The sequence below is a fragment of the Cohnella sp. WQ 127256 genome (assembly GCF_024519285.1).
Lineage (GTDB): Bacteria > Bacillota > Bacilli > Paenibacillales > Paenibacillaceae > Cohnella.
Genome location: NZ_JAMZCY010000004.1, coordinates 738,801 through 765,788, shown reverse-complemented (window position 1 = coordinate 765,788; position 26,988 = coordinate 738,801). Strand labels below are relative to the sequence as shown.

At 45.0% G+C, this 26,988-nt stretch carries 24 protein-coding genes, 1 tRNA gene and 1 pseudogene; 22 read left to right on the top strand and 4 right to left on the bottom strand.

Annotation, left to right across the window (positions count from 1 at the left end; all coding sequences use genetic code 11):
• Positions 1-7: 7 nt before the first annotated feature.
• The gene (locus M1K58_RS14845; RefSeq protein WP_256759627.1) at positions 8-226 is read left to right on the top strand and encodes a DUF951 domain-containing protein; all 219 of its coding nucleotides are present in this window, start codon (positions 8-10) and stop codon (positions 224-226) included.
• A 75-nt stretch (positions 227-301) separates the two neighbouring features.
• A tRNA-Ser gene (locus tag M1K58_RS14840) sits at positions 302-392 on the top strand.
• Positions 393-579: 187 nt separating this feature from the next.
• Here M1K58_RS14840 and M1K58_RS14835 read toward each other — a convergent pair.
• A complete protein-coding gene (locus tag M1K58_RS14835; RefSeq protein WP_256759626.1) occupies positions 580-1,236 on the bottom strand; it encodes a hypothetical protein in 657 nt (218 codons plus the stop codon).
• Between the two features lie 185 nt (positions 1,237-1,421).
• Between M1K58_RS14835 and M1K58_RS14830 the strand changes: the two genes are divergently transcribed.
• Positions 1,422-1,643 (top strand): hypothetical protein, encoded by a 222-nt coding sequence (locus M1K58_RS14830; RefSeq protein WP_256759625.1) that lies wholly within the window; start codon positions 1,422-1,424, stop codon positions 1,641-1,643.
• 203 nt (positions 1,644-1,846) lie between these two features.
• On the opposite strand, the gene M1K58_RS14825 is transcribed toward M1K58_RS14830, so the two are convergent.
• Positions 1,847-2,035, bottom strand: a complete 189-nt coding sequence (locus M1K58_RS14825) for a YjzC family protein (RefSeq protein WP_256759624.1) — start codon at positions 2,033-2,035, stop codon at positions 1,847-1,849.
• 209 nt (positions 2,036-2,244) lie between these two features.
• Between M1K58_RS14825 and rpsF the strand changes: the two genes are divergently transcribed.
• The 7 genes and pseudogenes from rpsF to M1K58_RS14790 all read left to right on the top strand — a co-directional run bounded on the left by rpsF (position 2,245) and on the right by M1K58_RS14790 (position 8,396).
• Positions 2,245-2,532 carry a 30S ribosomal protein S6 gene (gene rpsF, locus M1K58_RS14820; RefSeq protein WP_256759623.1) on the top strand — a complete coding sequence of 96 codons (288 nt, stop codon included), beginning with the start codon at positions 2,245-2,247 and terminating at the stop codon, positions 2,530-2,532.
• A gap of 66 nt (positions 2,533-2,598) precedes the next feature.
• A complete protein-coding gene (gene ssb / locus M1K58_RS14815; RefSeq protein WP_256759622.1) occupies positions 2,599-3,096 on the top strand; it encodes a single-stranded DNA-binding protein in 498 nt (165 codons plus the stop codon).
• A 137-nt stretch (positions 3,097-3,233) separates the two neighbouring features.
• A pseudogene (gene rpsR / locus M1K58_RS14810) lies at positions 3,234-3,467 on the top strand (30S ribosomal protein S18); the annotation flags it as partial.
• A gap of 201 nt (positions 3,468-3,668) precedes the next feature.
• A complete protein-coding gene (locus tag M1K58_RS14805) occupies positions 3,669-4,235 on the top strand; it encodes a TetR/AcrR family transcriptional regulator (RefSeq protein ID WP_372339163.1) in 567 nt (188 codons plus the stop codon).
• A 27-nt stretch (positions 4,236-4,262) separates the two neighbouring features.
• Positions 4,263-5,597, top strand: coding sequence for a glycoside hydrolase family 1 protein (locus M1K58_RS14800; protein ID WP_256759621.1), 1,335 nt, complete (start codon positions 4,263-4,265; stop codon positions 5,595-5,597).
• 29 nt (positions 5,598-5,626) lie between these two features.
• Entirely contained in the window at positions 5,627-6,949 is a 1,323-nt protein-coding gene (locus M1K58_RS14795) for a sulfatase family protein (RefSeq protein ID WP_256759620.1), read from the top strand.
• A gap of 58 nt (positions 6,950-7,007) precedes the next feature.
• The gene (locus M1K58_RS14790; RefSeq protein WP_256759619.1) at positions 7,008-8,396 is read left to right on the top strand and encodes an MFS transporter; all 1,389 of its coding nucleotides are present in this window, start codon (positions 7,008-7,010) and stop codon (positions 8,394-8,396) included.
• 48 nt (positions 8,397-8,444) lie between these two features.
• Here M1K58_RS14790 and M1K58_RS14785 read toward each other — a convergent pair whose 3' ends face one another.
• Together M1K58_RS14785 and M1K58_RS14780 are read right to left on the bottom strand one after the other, a co-directional pair.
• Positions 8,445-9,401, bottom strand: coding sequence for an ABC transporter permease (locus M1K58_RS14785; RefSeq protein ID WP_256759618.1), 957 nt, complete (start codon positions 9,399-9,401; stop codon positions 8,445-8,447).
• Positions 9,394-10,314, bottom strand: a complete 921-nt coding sequence (locus M1K58_RS14780; protein WP_256759617.1) for an ABC transporter ATP-binding protein — start codon at positions 10,312-10,314, stop codon at positions 9,394-9,396. Before M1K58_RS14780 ends, M1K58_RS14785 begins: the two co-directional genes overlap by 8 nt.
• 295 nt (positions 10,315-10,609) lie before the next feature.
• Here M1K58_RS14780 and M1K58_RS14775 point away from each other — a divergent pair, with 295 nt between their 5' ends.
• The 12 genes from M1K58_RS14775 (at position 10,610) to M1K58_RS14720 (ending at position 26,928) form a co-directional block, all read left to right on the top strand.
• Complete coding sequence (locus M1K58_RS14775) at positions 10,610-11,644, top strand: LCP family protein (RefSeq protein WP_256759616.1); 1,035 nt, start codon at positions 10,610-10,612, stop codon at positions 11,642-11,644.
• 93 nt (positions 11,645-11,737) lie between these two features.
• A complete protein-coding gene (locus M1K58_RS14770) occupies positions 11,738-12,178 on the top strand; it encodes a CBS domain-containing protein (protein WP_256759615.1) in 441 nt (146 codons plus the stop codon).
• A 29-nt stretch (positions 12,179-12,207) separates the two neighbouring features.
• On the top strand, positions 12,208-14,214 hold the full coding sequence (locus tag M1K58_RS14765; protein WP_256759614.1) for an amidohydrolase family protein: 2,007 nt from the start codon (positions 12,208-12,210) through the stop codon (positions 14,212-14,214).
• A 176-nt stretch (positions 14,215-14,390) separates the two neighbouring features.
• The gene (locus M1K58_RS14760; protein ID WP_256759679.1) at positions 14,391-15,293 is read left to right on the top strand and encodes a DUF2232 domain-containing protein; all 903 of its coding nucleotides are present in this window, start codon (positions 14,391-14,393) and stop codon (positions 15,291-15,293) included.
• A 75-nt stretch (positions 15,294-15,368) separates the two neighbouring features.
• Positions 15,369-17,333 carry a DHH family phosphoesterase gene (locus tag M1K58_RS14755; protein ID WP_256759613.1) on the top strand — a complete coding sequence of 655 codons (1,965 nt, stop codon included), beginning with the start codon at positions 15,369-15,371 and terminating at the stop codon, positions 17,331-17,333.
• Positions 17,330-17,773 (top strand): 50S ribosomal protein L9, encoded by a 444-nt coding sequence (gene rplI, locus M1K58_RS14750; protein WP_256759612.1) that lies wholly within the window; start codon positions 17,330-17,332, stop codon positions 17,771-17,773. Before M1K58_RS14755 ends, rplI begins: the two co-directional genes overlap by 4 nt.
• Before the next feature lie 4 nt (positions 17,774-17,777).
• The gene (gene dnaB / locus M1K58_RS14745) at positions 17,778-19,154 is read left to right on the top strand and encodes a replicative DNA helicase (protein WP_256759611.1); all 1,377 of its coding nucleotides are present in this window, start codon (positions 17,778-17,780) and stop codon (positions 19,152-19,154) included.
• Positions 19,155-19,332: 178 nt separating this feature from the next.
• Positions 19,333-20,622 carry an adenylosuccinate synthase gene (locus M1K58_RS14740; protein ID WP_256759610.1) on the top strand — a complete coding sequence of 430 codons (1,290 nt, stop codon included), beginning with the start codon at positions 19,333-19,335 and terminating at the stop codon, positions 20,620-20,622.
• A 122-nt stretch (positions 20,623-20,744) separates the two neighbouring features.
• Positions 20,745-20,921, top strand: a complete 177-nt coding sequence (locus M1K58_RS14735; protein ID WP_256759609.1) for a hypothetical protein — start codon at positions 20,745-20,747, stop codon at positions 20,919-20,921.
• 327 nt (positions 20,922-21,248) lie between these two features.
• Positions 21,249-24,281 (top strand): efflux RND transporter permease subunit, encoded by a 3,033-nt coding sequence (locus M1K58_RS14730; RefSeq protein WP_256759608.1) that lies wholly within the window; start codon positions 21,249-21,251, stop codon positions 24,279-24,281.
• A 213-nt stretch (positions 24,282-24,494) separates the two neighbouring features.
• Positions 24,495-25,175, top strand: coding sequence for a hypothetical protein (locus M1K58_RS14725; RefSeq protein WP_256759607.1), 681 nt, complete (start codon positions 24,495-24,497; stop codon positions 25,173-25,175).
• Positions 25,176-25,353: 178 nt separating this feature from the next.
• Positions 25,354-26,928: a M23 family metallopeptidase gene (locus tag M1K58_RS14720; RefSeq protein WP_256759606.1), complete on the top strand. Its 1,575-nt coding sequence runs from the start codon at positions 25,354-25,356 to the stop codon at positions 26,926-26,928.
• The last annotated feature ends 60 nt before the right edge of the window (positions 26,929-26,988 follow it).

The window sequence follows — 26,988 nt, the reverse complement described above, 5'->3', positions numbered from 1 at the left end:
GATTGTAATGGAACGGAAAACATTTGAGCTCGGGGATGTTGTTCTCATGAAAAAGCAGCATCCTTGTGGGGCTAATGAGATGGAGATCATCCGTATGGGAATGGACATTCGAATCAAGTGTGTGAAATGCAAGCACAGCATACTACTGCCTCGGGCAAAGTTTGAGAAGAGCCTGAAGAAGGTGTTAAGATCGGCGGAGGCAGGAAAATTACCGGATAGTGAGTAGACGATTAAGTATCGATAATGGGGATGTAATTTAGTTGCGCGAGTGACCTAAATGTGGTATTATTTTTATTACTGCGGAGAGGTACCCAAGTGGCCCAAGGGGGTTGACTCGAAATCATCTAGGCGTCGCAAGGCGTGCGTGGGTTCGAATCCCACCCTCTCCGCCATTACTCGCAAAAGTCCGCTGTATCAACTTATCCAGCACGTTATGTGGTGAGAAAGCTACACGGTATCATATCGAATTACATATATTAGAGCGCTAGCTGATTAGTTAACGCCTAACTGATTCCTGAACCTCCTACGTTTAATATTGCGTAGGAGGTTTTTTCATGATTAATGGGGATAAGAGGTGGGTTACTTCTCACCTACTAACATAAATTCACCCGATGTTGTGTCCCCGATCGCGTAGTTTTTCACAGTGAGATATACATTACTATCGTCCCATCGTGGCAAGGAATCGTCTGCTGGATTATAACGATTTTTCACCGCAGCGATAATCTCCTTACTCTTCGCACGTAATTCACGGTCTGCTAAGTCATATCCGCCACTTCCTTTATAATTGACGGCCATTTGCGGTTGGTTTTCTACGTCAATTGTTATGGAGAGTATATTGTTATTTGTAACATTCAAGCGTAGCTTTTCAACGGTGAAATCGTCTGTTACGACTCCGCCCTCAACGTCGTGTTGCACGTAAAGCAAGAACAATGCTGATGCTAAAGACATCGTCTTATTATCGATGCCAGCAATTAGTGCAGCGTTTTTCTCTAAAGCTTTCGTACTTCTAGTCAAGCTTGCAATTTCTTTTCTTTGTTCTTCAATCAATTTTTGTTGATCATTGTAGTCCGCTCTTGTTTCTATCGCATTTTGATTTAGAAGCACCAACCCACATATAGCGAGAAAGGCTAGGGTTAATGAGGCAATTAATGCTATTCGCTGAAGCAAAGATGTCTGCTGTACAACATATTGCTGATGATATGGAAGTTCTTCTCCATGCATTGCTTGCTGCTCCATGTTATGGCCTCCGGTATATTTCTATTCGTTATAATTTATAGTAATTCGACGCTAAAGTACTAAATCCCCTAAAATTATCATATTTTTCCTCTTTAATTATTCTTGTAAGGTATCTATGCGGTGTCACACAGTTAGGTGGGGGGATTCCCAGTGACTAGAGTCGGGTGAGAGGAGGGGGAGGTAAGGTGGCATGGAAACTAGACAAAACCAAACCGCAGTTACCCAAACTAGCAGATCAAGTCACGCTGTTAAGTGTTGCCAGAGCCCATCAGGATTGTGATGTCTCCAAACAGATACATTTTAAACAACGAAGAACCCTTTGCAGGGTTCTTCGGGCGACGTTTAATGAGTTGCAATTTGAGATTCGTAACCATAACGTTGCTGATTTAACTCAGCGCTTCGGTTGACCGGATTCTCTAACACTTCGTGTTACAGATGCAGATGTGTGTCTTTAGCACAACGCCTCGCTTCCGTTTACCTACTCCGATGGAACGCCAACTCTTGCGGTTGTTGCACCCAGTCGTTCAAGGGAACCACACCTCTCTTATTTCGTCGCCAGATATAGAATGGCTCAATTGCTCACGTAATATACCCTCATGAAATAAAAAATCTAATGCTGTCGTTTGACCTTTTTCCACTTGCGATTGTGATTCGTTGTATCAGGGAAAGGTTGTCCTTTCTGAAGCTCTACGTGCTGGGGATTGTTGATCCCCATGTGGAAAGAATCCTCTCCAACCTCCATATACTCACCATCATTTGGTGCACGTTGACCAGGCTCGAACTGTGTTTGTTCACCCATTGTCATCACCCCCTGTCCTTGAAGATAGTGTGACGCGAAATTCCTTGCGATATTCGGGCGATTGTGATAAAGTATTCAGGCATGCAAATAAAAGCATGCTCCTTGCTTCCCAGCCGCATGACAAGCTCTATTGCCCTCTTAGGATGGCGTGGGTAGAAACATCGGTATACCAAGTGGGGGGCCAAAGACCTTAAGGAGGTGAACGGAAGATGCGCAACTATGAGTTGATGTACATCATCCGTCCGGACGTGGAACAAGAAACCGTTCAAGCTGTCGTGGAAAAATTCCAGGGCATCATCGTGAACGGCGGAGAGATCGTGAAGCACGACATTATGGGTAAACGTCGTTTAGCTTACGAAATCAACAAACACCGCGATGGGACGTATGTGTTGGTTCATTTTACAGCGCCGTCAACAATAGTGACGGAGTTGGAACGCGTTCTGAAGATTACGGATGAAGTTATCCGTCATATCATTGTCAGAGAACAAACCGCGTAAGCCACACAGAACCAGGCGGATAACCGCCGTAAGCCTTAATGTCATGTTTAGTGGAGGGAAGCCGCGATGTTGAATCGAGTTATTCTCATAGGGCGCCTAACCAAGGATCCCGAATTGCGTTACACACCAGCAGGTGTTGCTGTTACACAATTTACATTAGCGGTAGACCGTCAGTTCTCTGGAAGTAAAGAAGAGCGCGAAGCGGATTTTATCCCGATTGTAACTTGGAGGCAATTAGCTGAGACGTGTGCCAATTATCTTCGTAAAGGCCGTTTGGCCGCAGTAGAAGGGCGCATTCAAGTGCGCAACTACGAAAACAACGAAGGCCGACGCGTATATGTGACAGAGGTCATTGCCGACAACGTTCGATTCCTCGAATCAGCTAACCGCGAGGGTAGCAGTCAAGGAAGAGACGAAGGTGCAGCTGGCAGCTCGAACTCAAGTGGTGGCGGGTACAGTGGCGGCAACCGCAGCTCTGGCTCACGCAGTAGCGGTAACAGTAGTGATCCCTTCGCAGATGACGGGCGACCGATAGATATATCGGACGATGATTTGCCATTTTAACTGGAAAGGACGGATAACAAATGAGCGAACAACAACAATCAGCACCAGCAGCACGTGAAGAACGCCCAGCGCACAGCCGTACAGGCGGCGGTGGCGGCGGAGATCGTGGTGGAGACCGTGGCGAGCAACGCGAGCCTCGTAAATTCCGCCGTGGCGGTCGTAACAAACGTAAGAAAGTTTGTTACTTCACTGTAAATAAAATTACACACGTCGATTACAAAGAGTTGGACTTGCTTCGTAAGTTCATCAGCGAGCGCGGCAAAATCTTGCCACGTCGTGTAACTGGTACGAAAGCTAAGTATCAACGTATGTTGACGGTAGCGATCAAACGCTCCCGCCAAATGGCATTGCTTCCTTACACAACTGAATAGGTTTGAATAAAGCCTATTAATTAAGAGTCCCTTAAGTCTACAGTTTCTGTAGATTTGAGGGACTTTTTGCGTGCGCTATAAAAGGGCAATTACGGCAAGTCTTTTCGTGTGGAATATATTGACAACATATAACAATAAGGATATCTTCTAACTAACAAAACTAAAAAATAGAAATGAGTTTTATGATTTTAGAAAGGAGTCATTAGTATTAAAACCAAAATATTTACTGCGACATTAGAAGAGTTTGATGAAAATGGAATTCGATTTACGATGGATGATTTGGCGAACAGGATGGGGATCAGTAAACGTACTTTGTATGAGCACATCTCTTCCAAAGAGGAGCTAATAGCTGAAATTATAGATTCGGTTTTTGCAGATATTAAAGATAAGCATAGTGCTATCGCTAATGATCAAGAGCTTGATCTTATCGAGAAGATAAAGAAGATTGTTTGTCTAATGCCTCAGAATAGTATAGGCATCAATTATAAGAAGGTTTATGAAATTAAAAAATATTATCCTAAGCTATTCACAAAGATAGATGGCCATCTTTCCGGTGAGTGGGGAATCGTTTTTGATTTATTACAGATAGCGATCGAGCAAAAAGTAATACGCTCTGTAAATGTAAACTTAATCAGGCAGATTATCTTGGGTATTTATCGAAGTCTCATTGATGATGAGTTTCTCATGGTCAACAATATGACCTATGTTGAAGCACTAGAAGAGGCGATCGATATTATACTAAGCAGCCTTGAGGTAAAGGAAGCGTAATAGATCTTCATATGGGGAGGGATGTTAATGCCTAAGAGAGAGAGTACCCGCTTTGAAGCCTTTAATCTTCCGCATTCATTACTTCTTGGTTCGGCGACAGCATCCGTGCAAATCGAGGGTGGAGACATAACCAACAATTGGTACAGGTTCTGTGAGCAGGGGAAAGTAAAGGATGGTACTCACTGCATCGTTGCGGATGATCACTGGAATCGATATGAAGAAGATATAGAGTTAATGAAGCAATTAAATCATAAGGTATATAGAATGAGCATCGAATGGAGCCGTATAGAGCCGGAGCGGGGTAAATATCTCGAAGAGCCGCTCATTCATTACCGTGCTGAAATTCAAAAGCTACTGGATAATAATATCCAACCGCTCGTTACGCTGCATCACTTCTCACAACCGATTTGGTTTGAGGATATGGGGGGCTGGACGAACCCACAATCGGTGGCCTGTTTTACATGCTTTGCGGAAAAAGTGGTCTCTTATCTAGGGGATCTTGTTGCCGAATGGATTACGATAAATGAGCCCAATGTATATTTGGAAAGTACATATAGCAGTGCTATTTTTCCACCTGAAAAGCCATCTATTATTCACTATTTCAAAGGCTTAAGAAATATGACGGCATCCCATATTGAAGCTTATAAACGTATACACGATATAAGAGAGAAAATGGGATTTGATACAGGTACAAAAGTCGGCGTTGCGCTACACATTCGGGTATTCGACGTGCAGAAGGTGAGCTTTCTCTCAAAGCTGTCACAACAGTTGCTGGAGCACAGCTTTCATATTCTATTTTTGGAAGGTATGATTAACGGCAAATTTATGTTCCCAATCGGATTCGGTGGATATCCGTATGGGAAGGGGATCTATTGCGACTTCTTTGGTGTGAACTATTATTCGAGAGACATTGTCGCTTTTTCTTGGAACCCACTTCGATTATTTGCAGAGCTACAAGTTAATAAGGGCTCCGAGATAAACGATATGGGGTGGGAAATATACCCGGAGGGCTTGTATCGTATTTGCCGTAAATACTGGGACATCTACGCAAAGCCGATCTACATTACCGAGAATGGGATTTGCGATGCCACGGATGAGCAAAGAGCAGCATTCATCTATGATCATCTCAAGGTGATATCCAGGCTTGTCGAAGAAGGAGTACCTGTTGAAAGATATTATCACTGGTCTTTAATGGATAACTTTGAATGGGATGAAGGGCTGCAGAGAAGATTCGGATTAATAGAGGTCAATTACGAGACGCAGGAACGGACGATAAGAAGGAGCGGACAATTCTATGGGGAACTGGCCAGAGAATGTAAAGTCACAGATGCAATGATAGAGAAATTCTTACCCATGAGTTGACTCTGACTTCTGATTAAAGGGGAGTGTGTATGGAGAGAAAACCGAACGTTGTCTTTTTCTTCTCAGATCAGCAACGATGGGATACCTTGGGGTGTTATGGTCAGAAGCTCAACATTACGCCAAATCTAGATCGTCTAGCAGAGCTAGGCGTTCGGTTTGAGAATGCCTTTACCTGCCAACCCGTATGCGCCCCAGCAAGAGCGTGCGTGCAAACGGGCAAATACGGAACGGAGACAGGATGCTACAAAAATGATATAGCGCTACCGCTAGATGAAAAGACGCTTGCTCATTACTTCATAGAAGCGGGATATGAAGTGGCCTATGTAGGGAAATGGCATCTTGCATCGCAAGGTCGCAAACAGAACTACAGCAAAAAGCCGATCCCACTTGAAAGAAGAGGTGGATATAATGGCTACTACAGAGCATCAGAAATTCTTGAATTTACCTCTCACGGATATAACGGATACGTGCATGATGAGCATAATAACAAGATAAAGTTTAAGGGCTATCGAGCGGATTGTATAACGGATTTCGCCCTCGATTTCATTCGAAACCGAAGGGATGATAAACCATTTTTCTTGTTCTTGTCCCATATTGAGCCTCACCATCAAAATGATAGGTTTCGATACGAAGGTCCGCGAGGCTCCAAGCAGATGTTCCGAAACTTTGAAGCGCCTGGAGACTTGGTAGGACAGAGAGGGAATTGGAAGAGGTGCTATCCAGATTATCTCGGTTGCTGTAACCGACTTGACTACAATGTGGGGCGATTGATGGATACCTTGAAGGAGCAAGGAATTGAAGATAATACTGTTGTCATCTACACCAGTGATCACGGCAGTCACTTCAAGACAAGGAATAGCGAGTACAAGCGTTCATGCCACGATGCTTCCATAAGGATTCCGATGATTGCGTATGGACCGGGGTTTTATGGGGGGAAGGTTGTTAAGGAATTAGTAAGCCTAATGGATATTCCGCCCACGCTTTTGTCCTGTGCCAAAATGGAGAGCAATTCCATGAGGGGGGAGTCACTACAGAAGCTCTTACAGGATGAAGCTAGTGAATGGCCTGAAGAGGTTTTTATACAGATAAGTGAAACCCAAGTCGGAAGGGCGATAAGGACAAAGAGGTGGAAATATGCGGTTCGAGCTTTAGATAAAAATGGACGACGGGAGTCCTCGAGCGATGTCTACACAGAAGATTATCTCTATGATTTAGCAAGTGATCCTCATGAGATGACTAACCTTGTGAAAGAGCCATATTATATGAATATGAGAGCAGAATTAGCCGAAAGGTTAAAACGATGTATGAATAACGCAGGTGAAAAGGTGCCAGAAATTTTGCCAATGGGATAGCTGAATTCACTCACGCTTTAGAAAATCTCTGAATATATGAATGATTTGGGGGACCTGTATGAAAACGGGGTATGTGATTCCTACGAGTGAAAAAGTGGCATATGGCGTTGGCGACTTGGCAATTAACATCGCGTTCGGAAGTATTAGTTTTTATATGCTCTGGTTTATTGTAAACATTGGCGGCATATCTCCAGCTTGGGCAGGTATCATTTTTTTGGTGGCAAGGGTATGGGACGCCTTTTTTGATTATGTGGTTGGCCGCTTATCCGATAATACAAAACATCCTCTTGGAAGAAGTAGACCTTATATTATTTATGGAGCGATTCCTCTGGGCTTAAGCTTCATCGCGATTTGGTACGCACCTCCATTTGAAGAGATAGGCCGATTCTTTTATTTCTTGGTTACTTATCTGATTTTTAACACGGTTTTGGCGATTGTGGCGATTCCATATGGGTCACTGATGGCACAAATGACGCAAAACTATGATGAACGTACGGAACTATCGACCTATAGAGTGGGGCTGTCATTCGTAGGGACACTCATAGCCGCAGCCGGCATTGTCCTGATGACTGATGTTATGTTTAAGTCTTACAGCAAAGCGGATGCTTTCGGATATGTGGGAATTATATTTGGGATCATTATTATGCTTCTACTGATCTTAACGGGCATCGTATCCAAAGAAAGAGTAAATGGAGAAAGAACGAATTATGAAGGCTTTTTTACTACGATTCATTCGTTCCTTAAACTAAAGGAATTCCGAAATACGTATGGTCTATTCCTCTTCAACAATGTGGGCGTAGGAATTATTATGGCTCTATTTATCTTCTTTCTTAGTGACGTATTAAAGGTGGAAGGCGATGCGACTCTATTCATGGCGATACCTCTGGTCTCAGCGATCGTGTGTGCACCTTTCTGGAATCAGATGAGCAATCGGTACGGGAAGAGATTGGCTTATATTATTGGCTCTATTTTTTTATCACTTGTGATGCTTCTTGTATTGTTATTACCAGAAAAAAATGTTCTATATACAACGATTGTTTGTATACTGGCGGGAATAGGCATTTCTGCTTGCCAGATCATTCCGATGTCCATTATTCCAGATATCATTGATATCGATGAACACAAAAACGGGATACGAAGAGAAGGAGCACTCAACGGCATTTTACAGCTCATGCAAAAGGTTGCCACGGGGCTATCCATAGCGGGTGTAAGCTTGATTATCGAGTTTTATGGCTATGTCAAAGCAGATGAGACGGCTGGTGCAGCACAAGCTATTGTACAGCCTGAGACAGCACTGACTGCAATAAGAATCTTATTGGCAGTAGCTCCAGCCGTTTGCTTCGTCATCTCGATTCTATGTGCATGGAAGCTCAATGTTTCAAAGGATAGATTTAATAACATTATTAGAGAGCTTGAAAGTAGAAAAAAGAATGGAATCGAGCTATAGAAAGTAAGAACGCCTCCTAATGGAAAATTAGGAGGCGTTTCTGTGTGATTAGGCCGCAACGTCACGGCGAGTAAACAAGATCCATGAAACCAGTTGAAATAAAAGATAATAGGCTGCAAGTATCATGACCGAGAAGCCGAGAGTCATATCAGGTCGAATTGGCGTTGCTCCATCTAGGTATTGAGTAAGGTCAATGTTGGCGAACAACAGGTACTTCACCCACTCATAGGAGCTAAAGATCGCCGTCAGGCTATTACCAACAAGCATGAACAATAGTGAAAAGGCGATTGCCATCGTAGAGCTACGGAATGCTGCTGAGATCATAAAGGCCATAGTTACATACATCAGAAGGGAAACGATACTATATCCGTACTTCTGAAGAGAGGTTATAAATTTAGAGCTTTCATGGATCAAACCGTCTGCACCAATCGATAACTCCGGTACGCTTACCCCGCTAAAGCCTTGAAGTATTGCTCCTGCGATAAAGGCTACAACAAATGAGATTATAAGCAGTAGCAATGCAAAACCCATCGTTGCGATATATTTGCTTAACATAATTTTAGTCCGCGATGCGGGTCCGACAAGCAACAGCTTAATCGTTCCCCATGAGAATTCTGCTGCGATCATATCTGCAGCAACGATAACGGTTAATATCGTGATCAGAAGAATGAGCATTGCCGAGTTGTTGACGTAATCCCATAGCGACTGCTCATGTGGGTTGATGTCATTTGCGAGGTAATATTCGTTTAGCTTGATCTCATCCACCAAATAATTAGTATATTCAGGGTTGGTATCCTTATTATCTACAAGATCCTTCTGCAAACGCTCGGTTTGTTGCGTCATATTTTGCTTCCAATTATCGTCTCCATACCGGATCTCATCCCATTTCATTAAGCCACTCATTAGAGCTAAGGCTAACACAAGGAATCCGATCATAAGCCACGTGCGGGGGCGACGGTATATTTTCATATTTTCATTCTGAATCAAATGTTTAAGGCTAGACAACCATCTCACCCCCGGTCATTTCCAAGAACTGCTCTTCTAATGATTGCTGTGATGCAAATATCCCATAGATATCGAAGTCTGCCTTAACCAACACCCTAGTGATGTCAGGGATTCGGGCTTTATCCGTCTTCAGCTCGAGCTGATTGCCAATAATAGATACTTCAATATCCTTGAAGGAATCAGTAAGAAGCTGATAGGCAGAAGGAAGGTTACTCACGTCGATCACGACTTTTGACTGCATGGAATCATGGCCATCCTGTAAGGAGCGAACATTGATTAGCTTGCCTCCTTGAATAATAGCGACACGATCACACATCAATTCCATCTCTGATAACAAGTGAGAAGAGACAATAACGGCGATTCCATCTTCTTTAGTAAGCTTGCTCAAGTAGTCGCGCAATTCACGAATTCCTGCGGGATCAAGACCATTGGTTGGCTCATCCAGAATAAGAACGGAAGGCTTATGCAAGATTGCCTGAGCGACACCAAGTCGTTGCCTCATCCCGAGAGAGTACCGTTTCACCTTCTCATGAATGCGGTTCTGTAGGCCTAACAGCTTGACCACTTCATCGATACGCTGCTTGGATACACCGCTATGCCGACGGGCAAAATGAACTAAATTCTGATAGCCCGTTAGAAATTTATACATTTCGGGATTTTCAACAATCGCTCCGATATGGGTCATCGCTTGTTCGAATTGCTTGCGAACAGAGATTCCTTTTACAAAAACCTCGCCCTTCGACATCGATATTAATCCAACGATCATACGGATCGTCGTTGTTTTTCCTGCACCATTCGGACCCAGAAAACCAAATACTTCCCCAGCGGGGACATCAAAGGATAGATCGTCGACAATTTTACGCCCACCGATTACCTTTGTTACGTTTCGTAGCTGCAAAACAGCTTCCTGCATGTTGCTTCAACTCCCTGTATGGATTACATTTCTAAATTATACCGCCGCCGTAACGATTATAAAATCGACTCAAGGTGAGTTCAATACTAGACCTTAGTCGAATATTATTATCGCTTAATGCTGTGGTTTATCTTGGAGAGAGTGGAATTGATTTAATGAATTTAATGAAAGTTTAAGGTGAATATGTAACAATCTTTTAATGTGAATCGTTTAATTAGAAGTTAAGAAGGTGCAAGAGAGATTAATAGAGATAGAGAAAATAGACTTATTGGAGAGACAGAAGGAGAGAGAAATCATGCGTAAATATCGTCGTCTTAAAATTGCACTTATATCAACTTGCATGTCGTTACTTGTATTGGCAGGAGTCGGATATGCTAATCGGGATGCATTGACAGCTTGGGGCTATGATCTATTCTTATCAGATAAAGTCGAGGCTAGCTTTGCCGGTTCTTATCAGCCGTTAACAGACCGTCCAACGGCCACGGAGGCGCCTAAAGTCGAAAACCCATTTAGTATTCTGCTGATGGGAGTAGATGCACGAGCCCAAGAAAGAGGTCGCTCGGACACGATGATCTATACCGTTGTTCGTCCTCAAGATGGGAATGTGCTGATGGTTTCAATCCCACGTGATACGTATGCGGATATTGTGGGTAAGGATAAGATGGACAAAATTACTCATGCATATGCATTCGGTGGAGCAGAGATGGCCGTGAATAGTGTAGAGAAGCTACTTGATGCGCAGATTGATCATTATGCTTCTATTAACTTTCAAGGCTTTGTTCAAGTCGTAGATACGCTTGGGGGCATTCATCTGCCGATTGGTAAAGATATTGTCAACAAAGGTGCGGACCATGAGAAGTTTACTGTAAAAGCAAACAAGGATAGCTATACTGGTGTTGAAGCACTAAACTATGTGCGTTATCGTGAAGATGCGGGTGGAGATATGTCCCGTACTGAACGCAACCGCGTATTCCTGGAGGAGCTCGTGCATAGAGCGTCATCCTTGAAACAATGGAATAGAATTCCTGAAGTTCTGGACATTGCAGGAGAAAATTTCAGCACGGATTTACCGCCGGAATCAATGAATGAGCTAGCTAAGAAGTTCCTGCAAACCGGTCATGAAATCCAGAGCTATACGCTGAAGGGTGACGGCAAGCGGATGGGCAAGCAGAATTTGTGGTATTTTGTAACGGATGAAGATGACTTAAACCATGTACGTGCGACAATCTCAACATGGTTAAATCCCGAAACACCTATTGAGCAATTAACGGTTCCACAGGATCCAAATCAAGCAACAGATTCCAGTGCAACGCCAAAAAATGCTGCATAAAATGACAAGATGTGGCACTAACAATGGTGAATCGCAAGTCGCGCATGTTATAATAAAAATACTGCGGCCACGGCTTGGACGGAGGAGGAAACCATGAATATCGCTTTTTTTCTATTACCGAAACAAGAAGTTGTATGTGTAAATGAAGATGCAACATTGCGTCAGACACTGGAACGAATGGAGCGTCATCGTTATACAGCGGTACCCGTCATTAGCGAAACGGGGGAATATAAGTCTACAGTTACAGAGGGCGATCTTCTATGGCACCTGAAAGCTCATCCAGAATTAAGCTTCGATCAACTGCATCGTGTATCCTTATGTGATGTTCCGTTAAGAATGAATAATCTTGCTGTACGTATTGATGCAAATATGGAAGATCTAATCTCACTGGCTAAGACACAGAACTTTGTGCCTGTAGTGGACGACATGAACCGGTTTATCGGGATTGTTCGTCGGAGTGACATTATTGATTATTGCGAGAAGCTGCTTCTTCCCTTTCTTTCGAAAAAAGATGAGTTAATGAGGGAAGCGTAGGAAAATACGGGACTACACTTGGAGGAACGATGACTAACAGCCGGCACAAACCACGCAATCTCAGAAAGTTTCTGTTTCTAATCGTAATCGCTGTGGTAGTTATCGCGGGTGGCACATGGGCAGCAACCTCGTTATTTGGAGAAGAGAATTCGGGGAAGCTGTCCACATCAAGCCCCAGTGCCAATAGCACTTCGACGACTAAAGGTAGCTCTAGTTCAGGACCTGCGAGTAATGACCCATCAGCAACGGTTATCCCAGTTACAGAGGAAGAGGCTGCAATTGATCAGCCGACGGCTTCTGAGCTAGGCAAAACTTATGATGTGGTCATCTCGAATGGTAGGGTGATTAATCCAGAGACCAAGCTTGATCGTGAAGGACTTAATGTAGCCGTTCAAGATGGTCAAATCGTTCTGGTCACAGATCAGAAGCTTAAAGGCAAACGGGAAATTGATGCAACAGGGTTAGTTGTTGCACCTGGATTCATCGACAATCTGTCGTATGACCCAAATCCGGTTGGGGTATGGAACAAGATTGCGGATGGTGTAACAACAAATACGGCCATGCATGGTGGAACGGCTAGTCCGGAGAAGTGGTATCCCTACTACACGCGTAACAAAACGCCTGTACACTTCGGTGCATCGTTCTTCTACACACAAGCTCGCAATCAGTTCAAGCTGAGCCGCTACGATACAGCTAAGCCAGCACAAACGCAAACGTTGGTAGATCAGGCAGAGAAAGCACTCAACAATGGGGTGCTCGGGCTTTCGTTCAGTTTGGAATATGTACCTGGTGTTAATGATAAGGAAATATTACCTATGATGAATCTGGCGTATAAGTATAATGTTCCTGTTTACTTTCACGCCAGGTACTCAGATATGGAAGAGCCGGGGACGAACATTGATGCGATCAAGGAATTGATCGGCTATGCTCGAGCTTCAGGCGCTGCGGTACATATTGATCACATCAATAGTACGGGCGGAACGTTCTCCATGACGCAATCGCTCAAGATGGTTTCGGATGCCATCGCAGAAGGCTTAGACATTACGTCTTGTATTTACCCTTATGATTACTGGGGTACATACTTGAATTCCGCAAGATTCGATGAAGGCTGGCAAGACCGATTCCGCATTACATACAATGACTTGCAGATTGCCGGGACGAAGGAACGGCTAACAGCCGAATCGTTCAGGACATACCAGAAGCAAGGCAAGCTTGCGGTCGCCTATGCGATTCCGAAGCAGGATGTTATTGATTCCCTTAAAGCACCTTATGTCATGATTGGCAGCGATGCGATTCTTGAACCAGGCTTCAATAATCACCCAAGGGCATCGGGAACCTTTGCTAGGACAGTTGGTCTCTATGTTCGTGAGGAGCAGGTCATCTCACTCTCAGATGCCATCGCTAAGATGTCGCTTATGCCGGCGCAACGGCTAGAGAAGCAAGCTCCTGCTTTGCAGAAGAAGGGTCGCATTGCCAAAGGCATGGACGCAGATATTGTCGTGTTCGATTATGACAAGATTAGCGATATGTCCACGGTTGAGAAGCCGGAAATTGTGTCCGCGGGTATCGAGTATGTGCTCGTGAACGGACAAGTGGCTTTAGATGAGCAAGGTATCCATAAGGATATTCGTGCAGGAGAGCCAATTAAAAGTGAATTCCTTAGGGTAACAGCTGGTGGTTCAACTCTCTCTTGGGAGGGGAGCCAAGCAACCCTACTGGAATATCGAAGTGCAAATTATGTTGATCTTGAGGCATTGAAAGCACTTGGATATGAGATTAAGTGGGACAAGGTTACTCACAAGGCTACGATAACGAGCGGGGCAAAGCCAACTAAGCTTAGTGTTCCGAAGCCGCAAGTAGGAGAGCTTATATTGGAGCGGGGCTATGAGTCGGTGTGGGATGATGGTCATGCTACCACGAATAAGCTGTTATCCGTTGGTGATCGGAGTTATGTACCCCTCTCGGCTTTGAAAGCGCACGGATGGAAGCTGACGAAAGAAGGCTCGGACTTTAAGTTGGAAGCTGCTTTATCGTAGATATGTGATTATGGAAAACCCGGTCGCGGCATTTGCTTCCGGGTTTTCGTCTGTTTGCCGTGGGGTGCATTTTTTATGATATAATAAAGTTTGCAGTTTTCTGTTCTTCTGCATCAGAGACAGTGAAATTAGGCCAAACTGTCCGAACATATCCGCATGAGGTGAATGTATTGAATATGAGCTGGAAGTCGCTGGTTTGGAGTGCAGTGACCGTAGTATTACTGCTAACCCTAGCGTCACCGTTTAATTTTATTACGACTTTTCTAGTGATGACTCCGTTCGTTGTCCTGTACACAATGCTTAACCCGAAGCAATTCGTACTACATGTAATCCCCATTGGGATTATCGCTTACTTCTTATCAGGGGGATTTGGTCCGATCGTAGTGACGCTGGCCATCTTTTTCCTAGTCCCATCGCTTGTTATGGGGCATATGTACAAGAAGGGGAAAACGGCTCGAAACGCCATTACGGCTGGCTTCGTTGTTGTTCTAGCGCAGTTATTGCTCGAGCTCGTGTTGTTTAGCGTGCTATTTGATATCAACCTTAAAGCGGAACTTGTGGCTATGCTGACGGATAGCTTTAAGCAGTTTGAATCGGCAAACTTGGTTGATGCAGGTTGGGCTGTGGATTCCGCAAAAGCTTATGGGGATACGATTATGATGATGCTGCCTATGTTACTTCTGACATCGGCGTTCCTCTTTACAATCGTAACACATGGGTTGTCACGGGCTGTTCTTCGGAAAGAAGCCATTGAAGTGCCAGCCTTACCGAAAGCACGAACGTGGAGAGTACCTAGAAGCTTAGTGCTGTATTATTTAATTGCTATGATTGCAAGCTTCGGCCTATCGGAAGGGGCTAGCGGGTATTGGACAATCGTCATCTCGAACCTAGTTCCCATCTTGCAATTTGTCTTTATAATACAAGCGATCGGATTTTTCTTCTTTCTTGCAGATAATAAGAAATGGCCCAAGGTGGTACCTTTGTTAATGTGCATACCATTTTTGGTGTTTCCTATGCTCTACGTATTTATTGGTTTGATTGACGCAGCTTTCCCGCTGCGCAAATACTTCGTGAAATAAAGTGTGGGAACAGAGAGCAGGATGCTTGAAATGCACCCTGCTCCCCCTCACCAATAGACGGGAGCGAAAGTGGTTATGCCCAAGTTTCTTGCGCAGCGTTGGCACGGTATGCATATTGTCTGGGCACTAGTCCTTATTTTCATGTTAACTGTTGCGCTCGCATGGTACCAATGGATATTCGGATTGTTAGGACTGTTGTTTGGTGGAGTTGTCGCCGTATACGCTATACTAGCGGAGAAAGCGTTTCGTAAGGATTTAGACGATTATGTACTCACCTTATCGCATCGGATTAAGAACGTTAGCAATGAAGTCATAAGCCATCTTCCGTTCGGTATTATCATTTATAACGAGGAAAAAGAAATTCAATGGCATAATGCGTTCATTGCTACCGTAATAGGTCGATCCTCCATTGTTGGGGATACGCTTGCCACACATTTTCCAGTACTCCAGCATCCTAGTAAAGATAAGGAAGCACCAATAGAGATTACGATTAGTGGTCGTGTATTTCAGTTGTCGCTCCGAGCGAACGAGCGCGTTATCTATGTCATGGATATCACTGAACGTTGGATGATTAAGAAACGCTATGACGAAGAGAAGCTAGCGCTAGGGATCGTCATGATGGACAATCTCGAAGAGGTCGCTCAAGGAATGGATGAGCAACAGCGCGCATTGATGTTATCCAAGGTTACAGGTGAGATCAATGAATGGGCTCTGAAGTACGGACTGCTCTTACGTCGGCTATCTTCCGATCGGTATATGATCATTACGAATCAAGTTGCACTTAAGGGGCTTGAGCAATCACGCTTCGAGCTATTGGATGATGTACGTGAAATCACGATTGAGCAGAAGCTTCCGATGACGTTAAGTATTGGTTTTGCATCTGATGCAGCTAATGTCATTGAGCTTGGACATTTGGTGCAAGGAAGCTTGGATATTGCGCTTGGACGTGGTGGTGACCAGGCTGTTGTGAAGTTCGGTCAGCGTCAAAGCTTCTATGGCGGTAAGAGTAATGCGGTGGAGAAGCGCACGCGAGTGCGTGCAAGGGTAATCTCCCATGCCCTTCGTGACCTCATGAAGGAAAGCGATAATATTATTATCATGGGTCATAAGATGCCTGACATGGATGCAATCGGAGCGGCAATCGGAGTATTGAAGGCTGCTCAATTGTATGGGAAGGAAGCTTATATCGTTCTGGAAGGTATTAATCCCGCCATTCAGCGGATGATGGATATGCTTAAAGAAGATGAGAAGCTGATGAAAAGGATCATTTCTCCAGAGCAGGCGCTGGGCTTGATTGGCAAAAGGTCGTTAGCGGTTGTGGTAGATACGCACCGTGCAACAATGGTTGCCGAGCCACGCCTGCTACAAGCTACAGAGCGGATCGTGATTGTAGATCACCACCGTAGAAGTGAAGAGTTTATCGATGATGCTGTTCTTGTCTATATGGAGCCGTATGCTTCCTCTACTTGCGAGCTAGTGACGGAGCTACTGCAATATATCCATGAGCGTGTTGTGCTTGACGTAAGAGAAGCGACAGCGTTGTTGGCGGGTATTACTGTCGACACAAAAAGCTTCGCTTTCCGTACAGGCTCAAGAACGTTCGAGGCAGCTTCATTCCTTCGCCGTAATGGCGCCGATTCGGCTCTTATACAGCGGATGCTCAAGGAAGACCTGGAGGAATACATTCGTAAAGCCGAAATCATTCGCAATGCGGAAACCTTTCGGGATTGCATTGCGATAGCAGTGGCCGATTCAAGCAAGCAATTGCCGCAGCTACTTATCGCCCAATCGGCAGACACGCTGCTTAATATGACGGGAATTAAAGCCTCGTTCGTCATCGGATTGCGGCAGGATGGTTTAGTGGGTGTGAGTGCAAGATCGCTCGGTAATATTAACGTCCAGATCGTAATGGAACGGCTTGGTGGCGGTGGGCACTTTACGAATGCAGCCGCTCAGCTTCAAGGACCGGTAACGGAAGTCGCAGCAAAGTTAAAGCAAGTACTAACAGATCTTGAGAAGGAAGAGGGGTTATTCGAATGAAAGTAATATTCTTGCAAGATGTTAAGGGTCAGGGTAAAAAGGGTGAGGTCAAAGAAGTGTCTGAAGGGTACGCACGCAATTTTCTATTGCCTAAAGGGGTCGTTCAACTTGCCACCGAAGGGGCTAAGAAGACTCTAAATCAACAGACGGCTTCTGCTCTGAAGAAGAAGGAAGACGAGAAGAATGAATTCAAAGCACTAGCTGCACGTCTATCTGAGATGACAGTTGTCATTAAAGCGAAGGCAGGAGAAGGCGGACGGTTATTCGGTGCTATCACAAGCAAACAAATCGCTGAAGCTCTGGAGCTACAGAAGATTTCGATTGATAAACGGAAAATCGAGCTTGATGATCCAATTCGAGTATTAGGTGTAACGAAAGTAACCGTGAAAGTGTATCCCGACGTAAAGGGCACGTTAAACGTACAAGTCGTGGAGGAATGACCCAATGAATGGAAGCGGGGATCAGCAGCTACTATACGATCGTGTGCCTCCTCAGAATCTAGAAGCCGAACAGGCCGTGCTCGGTGCTATTTTGCTCGAGTCGGAGGCGCTTATTGCCTCCATGGAACGCCTTAAAGCGGAAGACTTCTATAGCGTCTCCCATCAACGCATATTTGACGTGATGGTTGCTCTTAATGATGATAATCAACCGATCGACCTTGTTACCTTAACCGCTCGCCTACAGGATCTAGGGCAGATGGAAGAGGTCGGAGGGGTCATGTATTTGACCAAGCTTGCGAACTCGGTTCCAACGGCGGCAAATGTGGAATACTATGCTCAGATCGTGGAAGAGAAGTCCATTCTCAGACGGTTGATCCGCACGGCGACACAAATTGTTTCCAACGGCTATGCGACTGAAGATGATGTGGGTGTTCTGCTTAACGATGCTGAAGCACGCATTATGGAAATATCGAGTCGTCGTTCGGCGACCGGGTTTATCAGCATTCGCGATGTACTCATGGAAGTATTCGAGAAGGTTGAGTTTCTGTATAACAATAAAGGCGGGGTAGCGGGTATACCTTCTGGATTTATTGACCTCGATAAGATGACGAATGGTTTTCAACCGAATGATCTCATTATTGTCGCGGCACGACCATCCGTAGGTAAAACAGCTTTTGCCTTGAACGTAGCCCAGAATGTAGCCGTACGCTCTTCGGAGACTGTTGCGATCTTTAGCTTGGAGATGTCAGCGCCGCAGCTTGTCCAGCGGATCATATGTGCGGAATCCAATGTGGATGCAACACGCATGCGTACAGGGCATCTCGAAGGGGATGACTGGGAGAAGCTATCTATGGCTATTGGAGCTTTGTCTGAAGCTCAAATCTACATTGATGATACTGCTGGGATTACGGTTTCCGATATTCGGGCGAAGTGCCGTAGGCTGAAGAAAGAGAAGGGTCTGGGTATGATTCTCATCGATTACCTTCAGCTTATTCAAGGGCGCGGCAAAGCCGGGGAAAATCGGCAGCAGGAAGTATCGGAAATATCACGTACATTGAAGCAAATTGCCCGTGAGCTAGAGGTTCCAGTTATTGCATTGTCTCAGCTCTCACGGGGCGTAGAGCAACGTCAAGATAAACGTCCCATGATGTCAGATCTACGGGAATCCGGATCCATCGAGCAAGATGCCGATATCGTTGCTTTCCTATATCGGGATGATTACTACGATAAGGAATCGGAGAAGAAGAACATCATCGAGATTATTATTGCTAAACAGCGGAACGGTCCAGTAGGCACGGTAGAACTGGTATTTTTGAAAAATTTCAACAAATTCGTAAGTCTTGATCGATCTCATAGCGAAGCCTATGCAGGCAGTGCTTAAATAGCTTAAATCAAGACTAAATTCCGAACATTAAAATAGGCAGTCGCGGGATTGTTCGTTTTTCCGTTGACTTCCAAACGCTCAATTGCTAAACTATTCATGCTGCCTGATCGCAAGTTGCGATTCTGGGTGGCGTTATCATGCCGGTGTGCAGAACACTCCGGATGGAGGGATTGCATTGTCAACAGTCGTTGTTGTAGGTACGCAGTGGGGAGACGAAGGCAAGGGGAAAATCACGGATTTTCTTGCAGATAAAGCAGATGTCGTCGCTCGTTATCAAGGTGGTAATAACGCCGGACATACTATCCTCATAGAGAACAAAAAATACAAGCTGACGATGGTTCCATCGGGAATATTTAATCAGAACAAATTATGCGTCATCGGCAATGGGATGGTTATTAATCCTGGAGCTTTGGTGGAGGAAATTCAATATATTCGCGACAACGGATTTTCAACTGATAATTTGAAAATTAGCGATCGCGCTCACGTTATTATGCCATACCACCTTGTGCTTGATGGCTTGGAGGAAGATCGTAAGGCAGACAACAAAATCGGTACGACTCGTAAAGGGATCGGTCCTTGTTATATGGACAAAGCTGCCCGTAATGGGATTCGTATCGCCGATCTCATGGTTCCAGAAGCGTTCGAAGAGAAGGCTCGCAGTATTATTGCGGATAAGAACCAAGTCATTACGCAGATGTACAATGGAGACCCTTTAGATGCAGACAGCATTATTAAGGATTACTTGGCATTGGCAGAGCTGCTTCGTCCGTTCGTAACTGATACTTCCGTAATCCTGAATGATGCAATCGATGCAGGTAAGAAGGTATTGTTCGAGGGTGCTCAAGGCGTTATGCTCGATATCGACCAAGGAACTTATCCTTACGTAACGAGCTCTAACCCTTCTGCAGGTGGTGTTTGCATCGGATCTGGTGTTGGCCCATCGAAAATTAAAGAGGTTATTGGCGTAGCCAAAGCGTATACGACTCGTGTAGGCGATGGTCCATTCCCTACTGAGCTTAACAATGATCTTGGTCAATGGATTCGCGATAAAGGCCATGAGTACGGTACAGTTACTGGACGCCCACGTCGTGTAGGTTGGTTCGATACGGTTGTTGTACGTCATGCCCGTCGCGTGAGCGGGATTACAGGATTGTCATTGAACTCCCTTGATGTTCTGACAGGACTTGAGACCGTTAAGATTTGTACGGCATACAAGTTCCGTGACGAGCTTATGGAGCATTATCCTGCTAACCTCAAGCTGCTGGAAGAATGTGAAGCGGTGTACGAGGAGCTTCCAGGCTGGAGTGAGGATATTTCCGGAGCTAAGACGTTAAGTGACTTGCCGGAAACAACTCAGAACTTCGTTAAGAGGATTACTGAGCTTACTGGAATTCCAATCGCGATCTTCTCAGTTGGTCGTAATCGTGAGCAGACGAATCAAGTAGCTGCAATTTACGGAGAATAAACGAACATAGATATCTAGCTGTTTAGTGGATGTAATCATCCGCTGAGCGGCTTTTTTATATTGGAAAAGTGGCCTTCGCTTCAACCCAACCCAACCCAACCTCGCTCAGCGAAGGCACTTTTATGGCCTTCGTCCACACCCAACTCGATATCTCGCTCAGCGAAGGCACTTTTATGGCCTTCGTCCTAGTCCAACTCGATACCTCGCTCATCGAAGGCACTTTTATGGCCTTCGTCCACACCCAACCCGATATCTCGCTCAGCGAAGGCACTTTTATGGCCTTCGCAAACCAAGGTTAAATACTATGATTCAATGAAGGTAACTTTTTTTGACAGTGAACGTTGCATACATTTTGGGGACACCTAGGTAGTAACTAACTCTTAAAACTTATCGGATATGTCTCCGACATAAACATTCCGCCGCTATCCCTAAGGACCGCGTAACACGTTAGGACCTGTGCTACTACGAGCCCTTAGACTTAATGGTACTCCGCCGCAGGTCTAGGTTAAAAAACAACCCTAAGACCATGTTGCGATCCGTGGTAACAAATTACAATTGAATCCGTAGACTTCCAAAATGTGGAGTGCATATGCAAGTATTAAAAATAGAGAGTGGAGAGAACACGAATGAAATTTTTTACGAATTTTTCACTGAGGAACCCTGTTGCAATCGTCCTGCTTGTTATTCTGATTGCAGTTGGTGGAGTTTACTCAACGATGCAGTTCAAACAGGAGCAGCAACCAGAAATCGAATTCCCTGGCATTATGGTATCTGCTGTGTACCCTGGAGCCGCTCCGAATGAAGTGATGAATCAAGTGACATTGCCACTCGAGAAAATATTACGGAATGTAGATGGTGTTAAAAATATTACTTCTGAGTCCGCAAATAGTGTCTCCATGTTGCAGATTGAGTTTAACGCGAATGACAACATGAAGAAGAAACAAGAGGAAGTAAAGCAAGCACTAGGCGATGCTCAGCTACCTGAAGAAGTTGAGAAACCAGAGGTCATGTACTTCTCCACGACTAACCAGCCGATTATGTATACGACTGTGGCTGCTAAGGATGGGGTATCGCAAGAGGCGTTTAACACTCTCGTCAAAACATCAATTATTCCTGAGCTACAAGCGATTGAAGGTGTTAACGAAGTAAAGGTAACAGGTCTTAAAGATGACGGTGTGTATATCAGACTGAATGCACCAAAAATGTCCGAGAAAGGCATTACTTATGAGCAAGTCATAGGGGCTCTGCAAGCTAACAATCTAAGTGTGCCACTGGGAGAAGCGACTTTGAATGAGACTAAGCTTCCTGTATTTGTTCAAGGAGATCTCAGATCGATTGAGCAATTGAAGGAATGGAGCTTAACACCGGCAGGTGACGTGAAGCTTACGGACATCGCACAAATCGAGCAAGGGAAAGACCTGAGCACGATTAGCCTGACGAATGGTCATCCAAGTGTGTCGCTCGATATCGTGAAATCTGGGAGCGCGAACACAGTGGAAGTATCTGATAAAGTTCTCAAAGTATATGCTGATGCGGATCAAGCTGGGCAAGTGAAATCGCTTGTTTTGTATAACCGAGCTACGGACGTGAAGGAATCCGTAAATACACTTGCTCGTGAAGGTGCATTAGGTGCTTTGTTCGCATCAATCTTGATTCTGTTCTTCCTGAGGAATTTCCGGGCGACTTTGATCGCTATCGTATCTATCCCGTTGTCTATGCTGATCGCTATGATCTGCTTGAAAACCTTCACGGATGTCACACTCAATATTATGACCCTGGGTGGGTTGGCTGTAGCAACGGGTAGGGTTGTCGATGATAGTATCGTGGTCATTGAAAACATTGTACGCCGAATGAAAGGTGAGAAGGTTAGCAAGGATTTGATCTTATCGGGAACAGCGGAAGTGGGTCGTGCGATTACGTCTTCGACGTTAACGACGGTTGCTGTATTCGCTCCTTTAGGATTATTGCAGGGCATGATCGGCGGTTTCTTCCGCCCATTTGCCTTAACGGTCGGGTTTGCGCTAATATCCTCACTTTTAGTTGCTCTTACCGTCGTTCCTCTAATGGCATGGGCACTAATGAAGAATGCTAAATTAGCAGAAACGAAAGAATCCGCGATGAGCCGTGGCTACAAGCGAGTACTTCATTGGTCTCTAGGCCATAAGACAATTGTTATTACCGTCTCTTTATTGCTTTTCTTAGGAAGTCTTGTGCCGATATTCGCAGGTAAAGTCGGAGTTGTAGTACTCCCACAAACGGATTATAAATATATATTTGCTAGCATGACGATGCCTAAGGGGACTGCTCTTGATGCGGTGAAGAAGGAAGCGGACCGATTGGATGTGATCATTCGCGGAAACCAAGACGTTGAGAATTCAAACCTTACTGTAGGTGGTGGCTTAGTCAGCGACGTCTCCAATGGTGCGGATTGGTTTATCGGACTTCGTTCTGAGGCGGATTTGGATGAATTTGCAGATGAGGTAAGCGCACAAGTCAAAGTTCCTGAAGGATCGGAGTTCAGCTTTATTAAAGATGATATGAGCGGTGGGGGGAACATCGCGATTACCGTGACCGGTTCATCATTAAGTGATATTCGTTTTGCAACAGAGAAAATTACAGAAACCGTTAACGGCTTACAAGGTATCGATAACGTGAGTAATAATCTTCAGGATGGAACAAAAGGAATTGCAATCGAGGTTCGGCAGAAGGATGCGGCTAAATACGGACTGTCGGCAGCACAAGCTTCGATGATCCTACGTCCGTTCTTAACGGAAACAAATGCAGGGCGAATTGGAGACGGTTCGAAAGCTAGCGATCTATATTTATCACTGAATGGTGCTTCGATATCTTCTCTTGAGGATATTAGTAACTTGAAGCTACACACACCGATGGGTACCGATATCCAGGTGAAAGACATTGCAGAAGTGAAAGAGACGCAGTTACCTAGCACGCTGCAATTCAAGAATGGTTCGGAATTTGCAACCGTATCAGCGAAGATCACAGACAAGAATGCAGGTAAAGTGAATTCTGAGTTAGAAAAATTACTTGAAAAGCTAGTCTTGCCAACTGGAGTAGAATACTCTTTAGGAGGCAGCGACGAAGAGGTCGGACAAATGATGAGTGATATGCTTATGGCAATGCTTATCGCCGTAGGTATGGTGTACATCGTGATGGTCGTCGCTTTCCGTGAAGGAAGAGCCCCTCTTGCTGTATTGTTCTCCTTACCTTTCGCACTGATAGGTGGCTTGGCTGGTACAGTTATCGTAGGCGAACCACTATCCCTCTCTAGCATGATCGGATTCCTAATGCTAATTGGTATCGTCGTGACGAATGCGATCGTGTTAATTGAGCGTGTACAGCAACAGATTGAGCATGGTCTCACGATCCGTGAAGCCCTCATCGAAGCGGGAGGAACAAGATTGCGTCCAATCCTTATGACTGCAATAGCCACAATCTGTGCATTGATGCCGCTGGCCATTGGTCTTGGTGGCGGAAGCGTAATCTCAAGCGGGCTTGCAGTCGTCGTCATTGGTGGTCTCACGAGCTCCACGCTTCTTACACTGGTCGTTGTTCCTGTTATGTACGAACTGCTTTACTTTAGACGCTCCCGTAAACAACGGAAGATGAGCACGCAAGTTAGGACGGAAGCTGCTGCGTAACTGATATCAGCATGCTAGCAGAACGTTGGCAGAGTGATAATAGCAAAGAAGCATTCAAAACCACGTGATCGCGGCTTTGAATGCTTCTTTTTTCTAATGGAAGTCTGTTTGAATTAAAGGGCTATTTGAAAGATATAAAAATTCAATAGGAATGATTAGAAGGAGGTTTGCCCATACTAAAACTATGAAAACGGCATAGCAGGAGGTAAAGGAATGTTTAAGTGGGTAAGCTGGGTGATCCGGATGGGAGCGACAGCTTTGCTGCTCAGCTTCTTATGTATTTGGACAACGGGTTATATTGTGAACAGCTATATGGAAACAGTAGTTAAGCAGCTAGGTATACCAATCGATCTACAGCCTATTGCTTTGTCAGGAGTATGGGGAACACTGTGGGGTGCGGAGAAGAGTCCGAAAGTGGAGGCTTCAGTGAGCAAGCCACCAGCTTCAATAGATGATAGTGATGCTATAGAAAGCTCGCCCCCCAAAACGCAAGAGGTGGGTGAAGCTACTCAGGTGCCAACGGGGAATGGGGTTAATGCGACCCAGGAGGAAGCTGCACCCACAGGGGATACAGTAGTAAAACCAAAGGTCGACGAAAGTACGAATACAGATAATGGTGGACAGGTAGATGCGGTCCCTGCGTTTAACGAAGATATCGCAATGGGTCAGCTTACAGATGAGGAAAGACAATCGTTGTATGCTATGGTCGTGTCCAAATTGAACCCAGAGCAGCTTAAGCAGCTATCGGATTCCTTGAAGGATGGCCTGACATCCGAAGAGCTAGTTCAGGTTCAAAGCATGCTCAAATCTTCCTTATCTGACCAAGAGTATATTCAGATGACTGAACTACTCAAAGGTCAAAAACAACCTGCTACAGAAGACTCTTTGGAGTAAAATAACTTCAGAATAACATGAGCCATCGGGGACGTAAACCGGTGGCTCTTTCCATTTTTCATAATTCTAATCCGGCCAAATGGTTGATAGATTAATCAGACCTATGCTAAAGTGAGGTACACAAGCTTTTGCCATATCCGGGGAAAGATCATCGAAAGCAAGGGAAAAGGAGAAGATCATGGCCGTTTTCAGGGGAATGGATCGGATCCGGAAATTCGTCACTGCCACTAGGCAAACTATCCGGAATGTTCGGTTCACGCAATTGAAAGGTAAGTTCAAATCCGATAAACCATCGCAGCTTATTCGTAGCAATATACTCCACAAATATCGTAAGCCTCTCGTAGTGACCGCATGTGGCATCGCCGCACTTATTGCAGTCGGAATCGGTGGGTATAAATATGTGCAAGCCCATAGCGTCGAATACTATAACGTTCTTCTTAATGGTAAGCCAGTAGGAGAAGTTAGCAGCGAGGAGAAGGTCGAGCAATTATTGACGGCTAAAGCCTCCGAATTGGAGAATGGGGACAGCCCTGTACGCCTGGTGCTGAATAAAGATCAGGTCAGCTATACGCTTGAAAGGGCTTACAAGAAGAAAACGGATGATGAAGCCACGCTGACGCAACTTAGTAGTATGCTTCAAACTCATCCTGTCGGTGTGAAGGTAGTTGTGGATGGTGAGGAAGTAGGTATTGTTCGCGATGAGGCAACGGCTAAGAAGCTACTACAGAGAGTGAAGAATAAGTATGCTCCTGCTAGTTTAATTGCTAAGAAGGCTGCTACCGAAGTTCAGACTTTATCTGCTAAATCAGGTGCGACGCCTGCGACTGCATCGGCAGATGCTAAACCAGCAAGGGTTGTGACATCCGTAAGCTTCGTAGAGAAGGTTGAGACGGTCACGGCGGATATTGATGCTTCGAAGCTATCTGATCCAGATGACTTGTTCCTCAAGCTTACTGAGGGAGAGCCTATTCCTAGGAAATACACGGTTAAGAAGGGCGATTGCATAGGCTGCATTGCCTCGAAGCTCGACATTAGCGAAGAGCTTATTTACCAGAACAACAAGTGGATTAAGAACGATAGTATTAAAATTGGAGATGTCTTGGATCTATCGGAAGAAGAGCCTCCAATTTTGAATGTCAATTCTGAAGAAGAAGTGACGGAGATCGAAGTGATTGAGCCGCCGATCGAATATGAGAAGAGCGACTCTATGAAGCTAGGTCAGCAGAAGGTCCTTCGTGAAGGTACAGAAGGCAAGCAGCAAGTGACCTACCGTTTGATCAAACGGAACGGTTCGCTTATCGAAGAAGAGCAGATCGATAAGCAAATACTTAAAGCACCGGTCTCGACCCGCATTCTGAAGGGGACTAAGGTCATTCGCGGTGAAGGCTCTGGTAAGTTCTCTTGGCCAGTGCTAGGCGCTCGGATTTCAAGCTACCAGGGTTCAAGATGGGGCCGGATGCATAAGGGCATCGACATGACGGGTAGTAAAAATATTTTGGCTTCTGACGAAGGTGTTATCGAGTTTGCCGGCTACAAGTCGGGTGGATTAGGGAATGCAATTATTATTAACCATAATAATGGATTCAAAACCGTCTACGGCCACATGAAGAGCGTTAAGGTGAAGAAAGGCCAGATCGTCGAGAAGGGCGATGTTATCGGCATTATGGGTAGCACAGGAAGATCAACGGGTACCCACCTTCATTTCGAAATTTATCTAAATGGCAAGCTTAAGAATCCGACAAGCTATCTATAACATAAAGGCTTTCTCGCAGTTCCTATCGGACTCGGGAAGGCCTTTCTTTATATTGTTCGA

Coding starts and splice junctions, on each gene's coding strand:
- M1K58_RS14770 (WP_256759615.1), top strand. CDS start 11,738: ATGAATATCGCTTTTTTTCTATTACCGAAACAAGAAGTTGTATGTGTA.
- M1K58_RS14725 (WP_256759607.1), top strand. CDS start 24,495: ATGTTTAAGTGGGTAAGCTGGGTGATCCGGATGGGAGCGACAGCTTTG.
- M1K58_RS14825 (WP_256759624.1), bottom strand. CDS start 2,035: ATGGGTGAACAAACACAGTTCGAGCCTGGTCAACGTGCACCAAATGAT.
- M1K58_RS14845 (WP_256759627.1), top strand. CDS start 8: ATGGAACGGAAAACATTTGAGCTCGGGGATGTTGTTCTCATGAAAAAG.
- M1K58_RS14755 (WP_256759613.1), top strand. CDS start 15,369: ATGCCCAAGTTTCTTGCGCAGCGTTGGCACGGTATGCATATTGTCTGG.
- M1K58_RS14780 (WP_256759617.1), bottom strand. CDS start 10,314: ATGCAGGAAGCTGTTTTGCAGCTACGAAACGTAACAAAGGTAATCGGT.
- M1K58_RS14735 (WP_256759609.1), top strand. CDS start 20,745: ATGGCCTTCGTCCACACCCAACTCGATATCTCGCTCAGCGAAGGCACT.
- M1K58_RS14795 (WP_256759620.1), top strand. CDS start 5,627: ATGGAGAGAAAACCGAACGTTGTCTTTTTCTTCTCAGATCAGCAACGA.
- M1K58_RS14720 (WP_256759606.1), top strand. CDS start 25,354: ATGGCCGTTTTCAGGGGAATGGATCGGATCCGGAAATTCGTCACTGCC.
- M1K58_RS14775 (WP_256759616.1), top strand. CDS start 10,610: ATGCGTAAATATCGTCGTCTTAAAATTGCACTTATATCAACTTGCATG.
- M1K58_RS14765 (WP_256759614.1), top strand. CDS start 12,208: ATGACTAACAGCCGGCACAAACCACGCAATCTCAGAAAGTTTCTGTTT.
- rpsF (WP_256759623.1), top strand. CDS start 2,245: ATGCGCAACTATGAGTTGATGTACATCATCCGTCCGGACGTGGAACAA.
- M1K58_RS14835 (WP_256759626.1), bottom strand. CDS start 1,236: ATGGAGCAGCAAGCAATGCATGGAGAAGAACTTCCATATCATCAGCAA.
- M1K58_RS14790 (WP_256759619.1), top strand. CDS start 7,008: ATGAAAACGGGGTATGTGATTCCTACGAGTGAAAAAGTGGCATATGGC.
- M1K58_RS14730 (WP_256759608.1), top strand. CDS start 21,249: ATGAAATTTTTTACGAATTTTTCACTGAGGAACCCTGTTGCAATCGTC.
- rplI (WP_256759612.1), top strand. CDS start 17,330: ATGAAAGTAATATTCTTGCAAGATGTTAAGGGTCAGGGTAAAAAGGGT.
- ssb (WP_256759622.1), top strand. CDS start 2,599: ATGTTGAATCGAGTTATTCTCATAGGGCGCCTAACCAAGGATCCCGAA.
- M1K58_RS14760 (WP_256759679.1), top strand. CDS start 14,391: ATGAGCTGGAAGTCGCTGGTTTGGAGTGCAGTGACCGTAGTATTACTG.
- M1K58_RS14800 (WP_256759621.1), top strand. CDS start 4,263: ATGCCTAAGAGAGAGAGTACCCGCTTTGAAGCCTTTAATCTTCCGCAT.
- dnaB (WP_256759611.1), top strand. CDS start 17,778: ATGAATGGAAGCGGGGATCAGCAGCTACTATACGATCGTGTGCCTCCT.